7 protein-coding genes and 1 CRISPR repeat array are annotated in these 14819 nt (G+C 66.7%); of the genes, 3 read left to right on the forward strand and 4 right to left on the reverse strand.

The window, feature by feature from the left end; genetic code table 11:
* The first annotated feature begins 70 nt into the window (after positions 1 to 70).
* From B842_RS11995 to B842_RS12010, 3 genes are all read left to right on the forward strand, one after another.
* On the forward strand, positions 71 to 382 hold the full coding sequence (locus tag B842_RS11995; RefSeq protein WP_040085342.1) for a transposase: 312 nt from the start codon (positions 71 to 73) through the stop codon (positions 380 to 382).
* Complete coding sequence (locus B842_RS12000) at positions 382 to 1158, forward strand: IS3 family transposase (protein ID WP_052437929.1); 777 nt, start codon at positions 382 to 384, stop codon at positions 1156 to 1158. The genes B842_RS11995 and B842_RS12000 overlap by 1 nt, the downstream gene beginning before the upstream one ends.
* 38 nt (positions 1159 to 1196) lie before the next feature.
* Positions 1197 to 2386, forward strand: a protein-coding gene (locus tag B842_RS12010) for an IS3 family transposase (protein WP_156119430.1) whose coding sequence is annotated in 2 segments (ribosomal slippage) — positions 1197 to 1464 and positions 1464 to 2386 — 1191 coding nt in all. Because the reading frame shifts where the segments join, the coding sequence is not laid out codon by codon here.
* Positions 2387 to 2580: 194 nt separating this feature from the next.
* Positions 2581 to 12125: direct repeats of the CRISPR family, unit length 28 nt; unit sequence GGCTCATCCCCGCTGACGCGGGGAGCAC.
* 67 nt (positions 12126 to 12192) lie between these two features.
* On the opposite strand, the gene cas2e is transcribed toward B842_RS12010, so the two are convergent.
* From cas2e to cas5e, 4 genes are read right to left on the reverse strand one after another with little or no spacing between them, the layout of a single operon-like run.
* Positions 12193 to 12528, reverse strand: coding sequence for a type I-E CRISPR-associated endoribonuclease Cas2e (cas2e, locus tag B842_RS12015; protein WP_040086902.1), 336 nt, complete (start codon positions 12526 to 12528; stop codon positions 12193 to 12195).
* A complete protein-coding gene (cas1e, locus tag B842_RS12020) occupies positions 12528 to 13469 on the reverse strand; it encodes a type I-E CRISPR-associated endonuclease Cas1e (RefSeq protein ID WP_052437930.1) in 942 nt (313 codons plus the stop codon). Before cas1e ends, cas2e begins: the two co-directional genes overlap by 1 nt.
* Positions 13470 to 13472: 3 nt before the next feature.
* Entirely contained in the window at positions 13473 to 14123 is a 651-nt protein-coding gene (gene cas6e, locus B842_RS12025; protein WP_040086904.1) for a type I-E CRISPR-associated protein Cas6/Cse3/CasE, read from the reverse strand.
* On the reverse strand, positions 14120 to 14818 hold the full coding sequence (cas5e, locus tag B842_RS12030) for a type I-E CRISPR-associated protein Cas5/CasD (RefSeq protein ID WP_040086905.1): 699 nt from the start codon (positions 14816 to 14818) through the stop codon (positions 14120 to 14122). The genes cas6e and cas5e overlap by 4 nt, the downstream gene beginning before the upstream one ends.
* Between the last annotated feature and the right edge of the window lies 1 nt (position 14819).

Consider the following 14819-nt stretch of genomic DNA (forward strand, 5'->3'; position numbering starts at 1 on the left):
CTTGGGGTTACCCTCTTGTCGTGGACACCTAAACTAGCGGGGCCACCGTGCCCTGCGGAAGGATGTTCACATGGGACAACGACGCCGATACACCGAGGAGTACCGCCGCGACGCCGCGAGCCTGGTCCTCGATACCGGACAAACGATCCGGGCGGTCGCCCAGCAGCTCGACCTCGGCGAACAACTGCTCGGTAGCTGGGTCAAAAAAGAACGCATCCGGCGCACCTCCACCGACACCGGACAGCCGTCACCGGAGGAAACGGCAGCCGAAATCGCCCGGCTACGTAAGGAAGTCGCTGACCTGAAGGCAGAAAACGAGTTCCTGGGAAAAGCCAGCGCCTTCTTCGCCGCCAAGCAACAGCACCGGAACGGTTCGAGCTAATGGCGCAAGAGAAGGCGAACTACCCGGTCACCATGATGGCACGCGTGCTGGACGTCTCCCGGTCCGGGTTTTACGCCTGGTCACAGCGCCGGAACATTCTTGGTAAACGCCGTGCGCGTCAGCAGGATCTGGATGAGCAGGTCCGCTGGTTCCATGACCGTTCCCGGGGCACCTACGGTGCCCCGAGAATCACCGCTGACCTGCATGATGCCGGTGTGGACGTGGACCGTAAGACGGTCGCACGATCCATGCGACGTCAAGGCCTGGAGGGATTGTCGACCAGGTCGTTTCGGGTGCCCGGGCGTAAAATACAGGCGCAGTGCCGGCACGAGGATCTGTGTGAGCGTACCTGGGATCACGGACGTCTCGACGCCGCCTGGATCACGGATTTCACTTACCTGCGCTGCGGCGAAGGCTGGGTGTATCTGTGTGCTATCCGCGATGGGCACTCTCGTCGGGTCATTGGGCATTCGATGGGACCGAGGCAGGACACCGATCTGGTGCTCACAGCGTTGAACAACGCGCGAGCCACCCGTGGCAGCCTCCCGGAGCAGGTGATCTTGCACGCTGACCGCGGTGCCCAGTTCACCAGCTGGCAGCTGGATGAGGCCGCCCGTGAAGTCGGTGTGCGGATGTCGATGGGTCAGACCGGGGTGTGCTGGGATAATGCGATGGCCGAGTCGTTCTGGGCGACGTTGAAGGTCGAGTATTTCTACCGGCATGCCTTCGCCACCAGGGTGGAGGTTTGGGGTTACCCTCTTGTCGTGGACACCTAAACTAGCGGGGCCACCGTGCCCTGCGGAAGGATGTTCACATGGGACAACGACGCCGATACACCGAGGAGTACCGCCGCGACGCCGCGAGCCTGGTCCTCGATACCGGACAAACGATCCGGGCGGTCGCCCAGCAGCTCGACCTCGGCGAACAACTGCTCGGTAGCTGGGTCAAAAAAGAACGCATCCGGCGCACCTCCACCGACACCGGACAGCCGTCACCGGAGGAAACGGCAGCCGAAATCGCCCGGCTACGTAAGGAAGTCGCTGACCTGAAGGCAGAAAACGAGTTCCTGGGAAAAGCCAGCGCCTTCTTCGCCGCCAAGCAACAGCACCGGAACGGTTCGAGCTAATGGCGCAAGAGAAGGCGAACTACCCGGTCACCATGATGGCACGCGTGCTGGACGTCTCCCGGTCCGGGTTTTACGCCTGGTCACAGCGCCGGAACATTCTTGGTAAACGCCGTGCGCGTCAGCAGGATCTGGATGAGCAGGTCCGCTGGTTCCATGACCGTTCCCGGGGCACCTACGGTGCCCCGAGAATCACCGCTGACCTGCATGATGCCGGTGTGGACGTGGACCGTAAGACGGTCGCACGATCCATGCGACGTCAAGGCCTGGAGGGATTGTCGACCAGGTCGTTTCGGGTGCCCGGGCGTAAAATACAGGCGCAGTGCCGGCACGAGGATCTGTGTGAGCGTACCTGGGATCACGGACGTCTCGACGCCGCCTGGATCACGGATTTCACTTACCTGCGCTGCGGCGAAGGCTGGGTGTATCTGTGTGCTATCCGCGATGGGCACTCTCGTCGGGTCATTGGGCATTCGATGGGACCGAGGCAGGACACCGATCTGGTGCTCACAGCGTTGAACAACGCGCGAGCCACCCGTGGCAGCCTCCCGGAGCAGGTGATCTTGCACGCTGACCGCGGTGCCCAGTTCACCAGCTGGCAGCTGGATGAGGCCGCCCGTGAAGTCGGTGTGCGGATGTCGATGGGTCAGACCGGGGTGTGCTGGGATAATGCGATGGCCGAGTCGTTCTGGGCGACGTTGAAGGTCGAGTATTTCTACCGGCATGCCTTCGCCACCAGGGTGGAGGTTTACGACGGTGTCAGTGAGTGGATCGAGGTCTTCTACAACCGCTACCGCCGGCATTCCGCCATCGGCTTTCTGAGTCCGGTGGCCTATGAATTATCGCTTGATCAGCCAGCTGCGGCGCTGGTAGCCGCTTAACTATTTGTCCACGATTTGCGGGCAAGCCCAGTTTACGACGGTGTCAGTGAGTGGATCGAGGTCTTCTACAACCGCTACCGCCGGCATTCCGCCATCGGCTTTCTGAGTCCGGTGGCCTATGAATTATCGCTTGATCAGCCAGCTGCGGCGCTGGTAGCCGCTTAACTATTTGTCCACGATTTGCGGGCAAGCCCAGCTCATCCCCGCTGACGCGGGGAGCACCCTTGGTCCACGCGAACAAAAAGCCCCGGCCTAGGCTCATCCCCGCTGACGCGGGGAGCACGGGCGATTATTGGAGAAGCCGTTGATTAGTTTCGGCGCATCCCCGCTGACGCGGGGAGCACTTGACCATTGACGGACTGCCGCCGGACTCGACGGGCTCATCCCCGCTGACGCGGGGAGCACGCGATTTTATCCCTGGCGCGCACGAGCTGGACGGGCTCATCCCCGCTGACGCGGGGAGCACTTTTCGGCGTTCGCAGTGTAGGTATTCACAGGCGGCTCATCCCCGCTGACGCGGGGAGCACAAGACCGTCTACACCGACGGCATCAAGCCGGTGGGCTCATCCCCGCTGACGCGGGGAGCACTGGCGGGACATGCCGGCCGCCTCGGCGATCTGCGGCTCATCCCCGCTGACGCGGGGAGCACCCGCACCGCCAGGACTGGCATCTCCTGGAACCCGGCTCATCCCCGCTGACGCGGGGAGCACGATTTGGTTGGAGTCGATGATTTCGGGCACATCGGCTCATCCCCGCTGACGCGGGGAGCACCACGTGCACTGGGGCACCCACAGCGCACTGCGGGGCTCATCCCCGCTGACGCGGGGAGCACGAGGGTGTCGGCTGCGGACTGGGCGTCCATGAGGGCTCATCCCCGCTGACGCGGGGAGCACCTGGCGGTCAAGGCGCGGATTGTGAAGTCCGCGGGCTCATCCCCGCTGACGCGGGGAGCACATCGCCACCGTCGCAGCATTCCTCATCAACCGCGGCTCATCCCCGCTGACGCGGGGAGCACATCACCTACACCGTGACGGTGGCGTAGTGGTGGGGCTCATCCCCGCTGACGCGGGGAGCACCTTGACTGCTCTAAGTCAGAGGATGCGACCGCGGGCTCATCCCCGCTGACGCGGGGAGCACATCACCTACACCGTGACGGTGGCGTAGTGGTGGGGCTCATCCCCGCTGACGCGGGGAGCACCTTGACTGCTCTAAGTCAGAGGATGCGACCGCGGGCTCATCCCCGCTGACGCGGGGAGCACGCTGCGACGGTCAGGACGTGAACGGCGATCTAGGGCTCATCCCCGCTGACGCGGGGAGCACCGGAAGAAGGCTGCTGACAGGCTATTGAAGCCCGGCTCATCCCCGCTGACGCGGGGAGCACAAGCCGAAGGGCTCCGAGGATTCGGAGTGGATGGGCTCATCCCCGCTGACGCGGGGAGCACCCGATAGCAGCCACCGACGTATCGCCCAGGTACGGCTCATCCCCGCTGACGCGGGGAGCACGACCCACCTACGGCAGCACTGATCATGTGGCGGGGCTCATCCCCGCTGACGCGGGGAGCACGAGCACCCCACTGGACAGGTCGATCCCGTAGTGGGCTCATCCCCGCTGACGCGGGGAGCACTCCGCGTCCTCGCCTGCGGGCGGGGGTGTGATCGGCTCATCCCCGCTGACGCGGGGAGCACTTTCGTCCGGCCTGCCGGGTGGCGTCACGTCGGGGCTCATCCCCGCTGACGCGGGGAGCACCCGATAGCAGCCACCGACGTATCGCCCAGGTACGGCTCATCCCCGCTGACGCGGGGAGCACGCCTTCCGCACGTCACGGCCCTCAGCCAGCGTCGGCTCATCCCCGCTGACGCGGGGAGCACCTGGTCCTGGGCTCGGGGGGTTGGTGCCCTATGGGCTCATCCCCGCTGACGCGGGGAGCACTTCGGTGTCGTCTGTCCTGTTTCCTGGGCAGACGGCTCATCCCCGCTGACGCGGGGAGCACCCTACCGCTAGCCACCCCCATACGGGGGCATGAGGCTCATCCCCGCTGACGCGGGGAGCACTTCGTCTTGGTAATCCGCCCATCATCCACCCACGGCTCATCCCCGCTGACGCGGGGAGCACCCTACCGCTAGCCACCCCCATACGGGGGCATGAGGCTCATCCCCGCTGACGCGGGGAGCACTTCGTCTTGGTAATCCGCCCATCATCCACCCACGGCTCATCCCCGCTGACGCGGGGAGCACACCTCGGGGGGGGTCATAGGGTGTGCCGTCGGGGGGCTCATCCCCGCTGACGCGGGGAGCACCGGCGCCACTGTGAGTCATAGCCACGGGCGCGGGGCTCATCCCCGCTGACGCGGGGAGCACGCGCCACCGGGCCCGGGCCGGGGGACTCGGTGGGGCTCATCCCCGCTGACGCGGGGAGCACGCTTGTTCCCGGTTGAGTACGCGCCGCCGCCGGGGCTCATCCCCGCTGACGCGGGGAGCACCAGCACCTCGGGGCCAGGAGAACCCGGGGGTTCGGCTCATCCCCGCTGACGCGGGGAGCACTCCCCCTACGGCGGTGGTGGCGAGGATATGCCGGGCTCATCCCCGCTGACGCGGGGAGCACGTCCGTGATGGGCGTGCGGCGTGGCTTTGCGGGGGCTCATCCCCGCTGACGCGGGGAGCACTGCCCAGCGTGTTCTCGGTGGTGTGGACGATGAGGCTCATCCCCGCTGACGCGGGGAGCACTTTGATGTGCAGATCAAAGTGCCGAAGCGCCGGGGCTCATCCCCGCTGACGCGGGGAGCACGACACCGGACAGGTGACGGACATGTACTACATGGGCTCATCCCCGCTGACGCGGGGAGCACCCAGTCGGTGATGAAGCGACGGACTGGGACATCGGCTCATCCCCGCTGACGCGGGGAGCACCGCACGCCGGTATCCGTCCCGTCGACCCACCAGGGCTCATCCCCGCTGACGCGGGGAGCACCCGGTGAGCATGTTCAGGGTGCCCACGTTCGGGGGCTCATCCCCGCTGACGCGGGGAGCACCTAAATCGGGTTGCCGGCAGCGTCGTAGAACGGGGCTCATCCCCGCTGACGCGGGGAGCACCGTGACCCCGCCGGCAAGCCCCGCTCCAAGACCGGCTCATCCCCGCTGACGCGGGGAGCACCTGGTCCTGGGCTCGGGGGGTTGGTGCCCTACGGGCTCATCCCCGCTGACGCGGGGAGCACTCGAATCTGAAGGGCGCGCGTCCGTGGGTGCACGGCTCATCCCCGCTGACGCGGGGAGCACGAAATGTTCCCGTTCGATCAGTTTAAGGCTCTGGGCTCATCCCCGCTGACGCGGGGAGCACAGAGGCTGAATCGTCGACCTCGTGGTGTTGTTGGGCTCATCCCCGCTGACGCGGGGAGCACCTGTGTGGTGTGCAGGGATGCGTGCCCGAGGTGGGCTCATCCCCGCTGACGCGGGGAGCACTGCAAAAAGAGCAGTGGGATCTGGTCGCGCAGCGGCTCATCCCCGCTGACGCGGGGAGCACCTCGCGAGCTGACGGACCGCATCAAGATCGCGGGGCTCATCCCCGCTGACGCGGGGAGCACCGGGGAAACCGTGTCCGGCGTTTCCGTGTCCGGGGCTCATCCCCGCTGACGCGGGGAGCACATCGTCTCCAGCTTCGCCTGCATCTCCTTGTCCGGCTCATCCCCGCTGACGCGGGGAGCACGACCACGCTTCCTTCTGCTGCGGGTACATGGCCGGCTCATCCCCGCTGACGCGGGGAGCACGAGGTCTCCCCGTTCTCGAGGGCAGCGGTGTTGGGCTCATCCCCGCTGACGCGGGGAGCACAAGGCGTGGGACGCCATGGACAGCGAGGGTCGGGGCTCATCCCCGCTGACGCGGGGAGCACATCCCCCCGGATTCTTGTTTAGGTGCCGTAATCGGCTCATCCCCGCTGACGCGGGGAGCACTTGGAAGGCCAAATTGATACTGGTCTGCAATTCGGCTCATCCCCGCTGACGCGGGGAGCACCCAACCATTCGAGAAGTGCGAGCGGCTTGACCGGGCTCATCCCCGCTGACGCGGGGAGCACTTTTCTGCTCGTACACGGACATGGACAGGGCACGGCTCATCCCCGCTGACGCGGGGAGCACGTCTCCGGGGTGACACCCATCGTGCGGACCAGCGGCTCATCCCCGCTGACGCGGGGAGCACGTAGTCGCGGGCGTTCTGCAGCCGGACTACCCGGGCTCATCCCCGCTGACGCGGGGAGCACGCACCCGGGGGTTTCGCCTTGAAAAGCCTTGCCGGCTCATCCCCGCTGACGCGGGGAGCACACGTGGACGCGGGCACAGTGCGCGCGCGCGACCGGCTCATCCCCGCTGACGCGGGGAGCACTCCATCGGAGGCACCGTCGTCAGCGACGGGCAGGGCTCATCCCCGCTGACGCGGGGAGCACAGCACATCACCCGACGAGGTACGGCGGACCACCGGCTCATCCCCGCTGACGCGGGGAGCACCTCGCTGAACGTGAGGCGAAGACCGATGATGAGGGCTCATCCCCGCTGACGCGGGGAGCACTCGGCGGTGGCCTCGGCGGGCTGCTCCTTGGCCGGCTCATCCCCGCTGACGCGGGGAGCACGTGTCCGGCACGCGCTACTCCTCCGACGCCGACGGCTCATCCCCGCTGACGCGGGGAGCACCAGCGGGTCGGCGCAGAGTATGTTCTACGGCTGGGCTCATCCCCGCTGACGCGGGGAGCACAGACGCACATTCCCGTCAGTCAGCGCCGAGCAGGGCTCATCCCCGCTGACGCGGGGAGCACGGGGCATCCCCGGCATCCGCGCCGGCGTTCGCCGGCTCATCCCCGCTGACGCGGGGAGCACGTGCCGGAGACAGGCCCGGTGACCCTCGCTGAGGGCTCATCCCCGCTGACGCGGGGAGCACGCCGCAGCTATGGCTGCGGAGGCGGCGAATGAGGGCTCATCCCCGCTGACGCGGGGAGCACGAGGCTAGTGAGCATTACGCCTTCCGGCCGTTCGGCTCATCCCCGCTGACGCGGGGAGCACAACATCGATCTGCTCGGTTCCGATCCGGAGAAGGGCTCATCCCCGCTGACGCGGGGAGCACTCCGATACTGCGCGGCGCTGACTGACGGGAATGGGCTCATCCCCGCTGACGCGGGGAGCACTGGGCTGATGCAGGCCGGTCTGTCCAGACACGGGGCTCATCCCCGCTGACGCGGGGAGCACTTAACACTGGCGGTAACCATCGCGATAGTGCTGGGCTCATCCCCGCTGACGCGGGGAGCACGATACGTCACAGGTGACGAACATGAGAAACATGGGCTCATCCCCGCTGACGCGGGGAGCACACGACGATGGACCTCGGCAACCGTATCGGGGCGGGCTCATCCCCGCTGACGCGGGGAGCACGCGATGGTCAAGGACCTCGATCACATTGTGCTGGGCTCATCCCCGCTGACGCGGGGAGCACCCGGCTAAGGCTGGTGACGGCCAGACCACCGCGGGCTCATCCCCGCTGACGCGGGGAGCACCGATGATGAACCTCCGTACCAGCGTGCACGAGGGGCTCATCCCCGCTGACGCGGGGAGCACGGTTACCTCTCCCCGGACGGCGTCGCGATCAACGGCTCATCCCCGCTGACGCGGGGAGCACTCGACACCGATGGACCGCTGGTTGATATCCCAGGGCTCATCCCCGCTGACGCGGGGAGCACCAGGGTGCCGAACCTGACTCAATCGGACATTAAGGCTCATCCCCGCTGACGCGGGGAGCACCACGGACGCGGGTACCTCGGAGACGGCGAACAGGGCTCATCCCCGCTGACGCGGGGAGCACCACGGCAACGTGGGCGGAGGCCGTGGCAGGCGGGGCTCATCCCCGCTGACGCGGGGAGCACGACACCGACGGCGACAGGGGCACGTCACCGGTGGGCTCATCCCCGCTGACGCGGGGAGCACCTCGTCGCTGTCGAGCCCGTGGCCACCGAGTTGGGCTCATCCCCGCTGACGCGGGGAGCACAGGGGACCTATCAGGCCAGTGACCATGGACGCGGGCTCATCCCCGCTGACGCGGGGAGCACAAGGTGTCGCTGATTAATAAGGGGCATGATTTCGGCTCATCCCCGCTGACGCGGGGAGCACATTGTTGTTGATAGCGAGCACCCGGAATTGTCGGGCTCATCCCCGCTGACGCGGGGAGCACGTCGACGGTGGCGACATGCTCATTCGGCACGGGGGCTCATCCCCGCTGACGCGGGGAGCACGATGTTGAGCAGCAGTCTAAGCCCAATGATGAGGGCTCATCCCCGCTGACGCGGGGAGCACGTCAACCTTGCTCGGTTGCGTGCCGTAGGGTTGGGCTCATCCCCGCTGACGCGGGGAGCACATCACTCAGTCCGACCACTCCGTGACGCTTCAGGGCTCATCCCCGCTGACGCGGGGAGCACAGCAGCACGGATCGTCGCCACCACGAAGGCGGGGGCTCATCCCCGCTGACGCGGGGAGCACCCCGTAATCTTGTGTAGAGACATGTCGGCCTCGGGCTCATCCCCGCTGACGCGGGGAGCACCGGTGAGGTATCCGACCTCTTTCCCTGCCATACGGCTCATCCCCGCTGACGCGGGGAGCACTGCCGGAATCGCAGTGGCCAAACCTGTCGAACGGGCTCATCCCCGCTGACGCGGGGAGCACTGGGACATGACATAGAACGCATGCCCGCCACTGGGCTCATCCCCGCTGACGCGGGGAGCACACGCCACCCAATCCCACCAGTGGCTAGGCCAGAGGCTCATCCCCGCTGACGCGGGGAGCACTTGGCCCCGTTGATATACGTGTCATAGGAACCGGGCTCATCCCCGCTGACGCGGGGAGCACTGTTCCCAGGTGGCGATCGCCGACGCCGCTGAGGGCTCATCCCCGCTGACGCGGGGAGCACCGGCCCCAACACAACGGCAAAGGCCGGGTGTGCGGCTCATCCCCGCTGACGCGGGGAGCACTAGTCATGCGGCTTGTATTTCATCCAGGATTCCGGCTCATCCCCGCTGACGCGGGGAGCACTCCAGTGGTGGGATAGTCGTCAGGCCCGAGCAGGGCTCATCCCCGCTGACGCGGGGAGCACTGCGCGGACGCGGGCCGGGTCTGCCACACCTCGGGCTCATCCCCGCTGACGCGGGGAGCACGTCATGCGCCCACATTCCGACGCAATCGGCCTGGGCTCATCCCCGCTGACGCGGGGAGCACCGCACTATCGCCAGCCTGCTGGACAACGGCCAGGGCTCATCCCCGCTGACGCGGGGAGCACGCTGGTGTGGGATAGGCCCATGCCTTCTTTGAGGGCTCATCCCCGCTGACGCGGGGAGCACCCCGCGTAGTCCGTGACCACAGCAACAATCTCCGGCTCATCCCCGCTGACGCGGGGAGCACGGGTGCCCTTCGGGTTAGCCATTCTGGTTGTCCGGCTCATCCCCGCTGACGCGGGGAGCACGACAGTAATTATGAGCGCGCCGAAGTACATTAGGGCTCATCCCCGCTGACGCGGGGAGCACCGAGGTCACAGCCGTAGAAGTGGTGGAAGTCAGGGCTCATCCCCGCTGACGCGGGGAGCACTGCTCCGCGCACAGTGTGAACACCGAGTCCTTGGGCTCATCCCCGCTGACGCGGGGAGCACGTGACTACTGGCTTAACGAATCCACGATGGAGCGGCTCATCCCCGCTGACGCGGGGAGCACGCCACCTGGGGGACGGGCACGGCCGTGATGAGCGGCTCATCCCCGCTGACGCGGGGAGCACCATGACCTACGGCTCCAGCCTGACCCGAGAGCCGGCTCATCCCCGCTGACGCGGGGAGCACTCCTGGACCTGGACGGGTCCTACGCCCCGCTCAGGCTCATCCCCGCTGACGCGGGGAGCACTCCTGGTGGTGGAGAATCTGGACGGCACCCCGAGGCTCATCCCCGCTGACGCGGGGAGCACCTGCAGCACGGCGGGCCGGGCACGGGTGAGGTGGGCTCATCCCCGCTGACGCGGGGAGCACCCCATCGACCGGCCGGCCGCGTCCGTCGCCTTCGGCTCATCCCCGCTGACGCGGGGAGCACAGGGAGGGGTCATTCGACAGGGAGAGCATGGAGGGCTCATCCCCGCTGACGCGGGGAGCACGGGGTGGATGAAACACAGTGGGTGCTGGGGGCGGGCTCATCCCCGCTGACGCGGGGAGCACTCTGCACGACATCGCGACGACGATGACGACTGAGGCTCATCCCCGCTGACGCGGGGAGCACGTCAGGTTCACCGTGTGGCCGCCTGCCCTGCGCGGCTCATCCCCGCTGACGCGGGGAGCACGCCTCAACGAGGTTGAGGGGATGAAGGCCAACCGGCTCATCCCCGCTGACGCGGGGAGCACGAGGCGGCGCAGCGTGAGCGGGATAAGCAGCGGGGCTCATCCCCGCTGACGCGGGGAGCACTGACGCAGCTCCTCCACCTCGAGGGCCATGTCCGGCTCATCCCCGCTGACGCGGGGAGCACTCGTGGGCTGTTGCAGCAGCCTCACCCACTACAGGCTCATCCCCGCTGACGCGGGGAGCACCAGGTCGGTATCCGCATCCGTCGGGAGGATCATGGCTCATCCCCGCTGACGCGGGGAGCACGGCGGATACCGTTTTCACCGACCTGGATGGTGCGGCTCATCCCCGCTGACGCGGGGAGCACCAGAAGTCGCACGCTGACTTCGTCGCCCGCTTCGGCTCATCCCCGCTGACGCGGGGAGCACGACAGTGAGCTGGCGGACAGTCTGCAGGAGTGGGGCTCATCCCCGCTGACGCGGGGAGCACAATTGCTCTCCGTCGCCCCACCTGCCCGCCCCGGGCTCATCCCCGCTGACGCGGGGAGCACGGGGGGCGTGGAGGTGTGCGCCTCGGGCGGTGAGGCTCATCCCCGCTGACGCGGGGAGCACAACGCCTCCCAGAAGCGCCTCCTCGGGGACCTCGGCTCATCCCCGCTGACGCGGGGAGCACCTCAACCCCGAGTTCGCCAGCTGGATGATGGGGGGCTCATCCCCGCTGACGCGGGGAGCACGGTTCCACCCCGCCGACAAGAACACGTAGGTTCGGCTCATCCCCGCTGACGCGGGGAGCACACGGGGATGGAGAGCTGGCGGGTGTTGATGGCCGGCTCATCCCCGCTGACGCGGGGAGCACGGATCTGGCGGTCATGCTGCTTCTCCGTTCAGGGGCTCATCCCCGCTGACGCGGGGAGCACGCGGTCTGCTCGGCGGGGGTCAGCCAGGTGTGCGGCTCATCCCCGCTGACGCGGGGAGCACCTCGAACGCTGACCTCACGAACTCCCTGAACGCGGCTCATCCCCGCTGACGCGGGGAGCACGACAGACAGCCCGGCGCGGTCGTCGTGAAGTCCGGCTCATCCCCGCTGACGCGGGGAGCACAAGCGCCGCGGCACGACTAACCCCGGCGACCAGGGCTCATCCCCGCTGACGCGGGGAGCACAACACCAGCAAGGGGGTGAGCAGGTTTGACCCGGGCTCATCCCCGCTGACGCGGGGAGCACAACGACCCGCCGACCACGGCGCAGAAGGACCGCGGCTCATCCCCGCTGACGCGGGGAGCACGGGACAGCGGGCCACTGGCTGCTGACCACCCACGGCTCATCCCCGCTGACGCGGGGAGCACCGGAGATCCAGAAGATCCTCGGATACCAGTTGCGGCTCATCCCCGCTGACGCGGGGAGCACACTGGCTGAGCTGCACCATTCCAATGGAAAACCGTCGTGCAGATACAACTGTAGTTTGTCGATCGCGCTAATAACGGCTTTTTCGTATTTGCCTGGCCTTGCTCCATCCGGTCCGGCGGGTGAACTTCTTCTTGGAGGGCCGGACCATCAGAGTGAGGCCATCGAAGTCGGTGGGTTCCCAGTCGTGTCGGTGTGTGCGAAACTCCATGCCCTGCTCATTGTTGGTGCTGTAGACGAGCAGAGCGCGGCCGTCCTTCGACAGTTCGACAGTTCGCTCCCACAGAAGGTCTCGTATGCGGGCACTGGGGCGGCCAACGAATACTCCCGGGGAGATCTCCGATAGCCACTTGGTCAGGTCTCCCCGTAGTCCTGCGGGGCAGGCGGTCACGACCAGGACGATCATCAGAGGTCGATTCCTTCCGGTTCGGCCCAGTTGATGCCGGCGGCGATGACCTCGAGCTCGTTCCAGAGCATCAGCTCGACGTCAATCGAATCCGGGTCATCTTCCGTCCGCATGAGGCTGTGCAGGTCTTTCACCATGCGTTCCATGAGTCGGTGTTCGACAACTTTCTCGCGGACTCTGCGGCGGACGTTCTTCACGGCGTCGAAATCCGGGTCAGCTGCGGCATCGAAGGCTGCGGGAATGGAGATCTCTGCTTTGTAGAGGTCCGCAATGTCGTAGACGAATGCACGGTCAGTGCCGCTGTGGATCACTCCCAGTGAGGGTACGAATCCCAACGCTGTGATGACGGCGTGCGCGACTCCGTAAAGGGCGGCATTGGCGCCGGTCAACGCCCGGTTGATCGGGTCCCCGGATTCAAAATCGTTGGGGTCGTAGCTTCGCCGGTCCCAGTACACGCCGACCCGCTGCGCATGTTCCGCGTAGATGCGTTTCATCCGCGCGCCTTCACGGCCCCGGAGCTGGGCCATCGTTGCACGTGAAACATCCTCACCGGCGAATCTCATGCTGTACATGGCCCGCGCACATTCCAGGCGACGCCGCTGATGACTGACTATCGACGCCTGCGCCTCCGCATTCCGTGACGTCTTGGCGGGAGGTCGTCCATGTGCGTAATAGCGGACGCCCTTTTCACCGGTCCAGACGACGGACACCCCGGCATCCCCCAGCAGCGCCATGGCCGCATAGGTGACGCGGGTACCGGGCCCCAGGAGAAGTGCGGCCAGTGTGGTCGCCGGGACATGCGCGATGCCCCGCTTGTCGGCAATGGTCAGCGCATTGTTGTCGCGGTTGACCACTGCTCGTTCGACGTAAAGGAAGCTGATGCGTCTTTCCACGCGCGCCAGCTCCTTACGCACAATGGGCACTTCACTCGGGTTCCGCACTGGTCACCCTCCGATTCGGGCCAGAGTCAGCAGTCCGCAGCCGTATGCTCGGGCGCGTCCGATGCCCTGGTTCAGGGTCGTCCGCAGGGCCTCCGCGTCGATGATCTCGAGGGTGCCCTCGAAGCGCGCGGTCGACAGGGACACCGTCCGTGACGACGACTCGTTGTTCTTCCGGAAGGTCTTGCGCTCACGGCCGACCACGACGGCGTCGTCAAGCAGACGGAAACCGGCGGTCTCGCTGCGTTGAGCGAGCCAGGCGAGCTGCTGTTCGGCGGTGACATGGGCGACAATCTTGCCGCGTGTGCCGCGTTCGCCGGCTTTCGATGACACCGGGTTGGCCACCAACGCAAATCGCCACCGCTGTCCCTTGACCAGGGTGTCCTGGAAACGCTGATAGTCAGCGCTCTGCGGAGGGCGGGTATCCCAGCCGGCCTGTTCGACGATGTGCAGTGCATCGGGTTTCTCCGGACCCACGATGTACAGGATGTGCTCGTCACCCTGGGAATCAGCGCGCCACAGCACACGCGCGGAGGAGGCGTCGATGTCCGGAGGGAAGGCCGAACGGACCGCCGCATGCATCGCCTCGGGGTTGGTCAGCAGTTTCCGCCCCCCACGCTTCCGAGGGTTGAGGTAAATGCGGGTCAGGGTGCTCATACTGAAATCACCGTCTCGAAGAAGGGGTCAACCGAGGTGCCCATGTCGTTGGGGAAGACACAGCCCTCCGGCTCCTGGACAACAGTGCGCCAGGAGTACACACGGTTCTCCTGGGAGAACGACACCGGCACATCCTGCTGCGCGACACCGCTCTCCCCGGGCCGGGCATCGCGGTAGATGGGCAGTTCCACGTTCTTGGCACGTGCCTTCCGGTGGAAGTCGGAGGCGTGCCACGGCTCCGCGCGCAGCGCCTCCACCGCCGACTTGTCGACGACCTTCAGCACCAGGTTCACCGGCGCCGGGCAGGAACGTCGCCCCAGGTAGAGGGGGAAACGGGGGTTCTTCAAGGCGTCGGCCAGACCGTCGACAACCTCCCGGTGGGGGCTTTCCAGCGCCGCCACGAAAGCGGCGTCCGACAGGTAGTAGCGGGTGACCAGGTTGGCGTGCTTCGCACCCTCAGCCAACGCGGTCTGGTAATCGCGCATTAGGCTGCCGGGCTGATCCACACGCACGGCCAGAGTGAGTTCCGCCAGATCCTCGACCGGATCCGTACGGCGTCGGCCCTCTGCTGCGGCGAGCAGTCCGATGATGCCGGACTTCGTGGGCACCTGACCGGTCGTACGCTGTTTGTAGCGGCTGGAATCACCCCATGACTGCATGGGCCCCTTCAGCAGAAGGAGCAGTGAGTGCGCCATG

The sequence above is a fragment of the Corynebacterium humireducens NBRC 106098 = DSM 45392 genome (genome assembly GCF_000819445.1).
Lineage (GTDB): Bacteria > Actinomycetota > Actinomycetes > Mycobacteriales > Mycobacteriaceae > Corynebacterium > Corynebacterium humireducens.

Bases quoted from the DNA above. Each gene is read 5' to 3' on its own strand.
- B842_RS11995 (WP_040085342.1), top strand. From the start codon at position 71: ATGGGACAACGACGCCGATACACCGAGGAGTACCGCCGCGACGCCGCG.
- B842_RS12000 (WP_052437929.1), top strand. From the start codon at position 382: ATGGCGCAAGAGAAGGCGAACTACCCGGTCACCATGATGGCACGCGTG.
- cas2e (WP_040086902.1), bottom strand. From the start codon at position 12,528: ATGATCGTCCTGGTCGTGACCGCCTGCCCCGCAGGACTACGGGGAGAC.
- cas6e (WP_040086904.1), bottom strand. From the start codon at position 14,123: ATGAGCACCCTGACCCGCATTTACCTCAACCCTCGGAAGCGTGGGGGG.
- cas5e (WP_040086905.1), bottom strand. From the start codon at position 14,818: ATGGCGCACTCACTGCTCCTTCTGCTGAAGGGGCCCATGCAGTCATGG.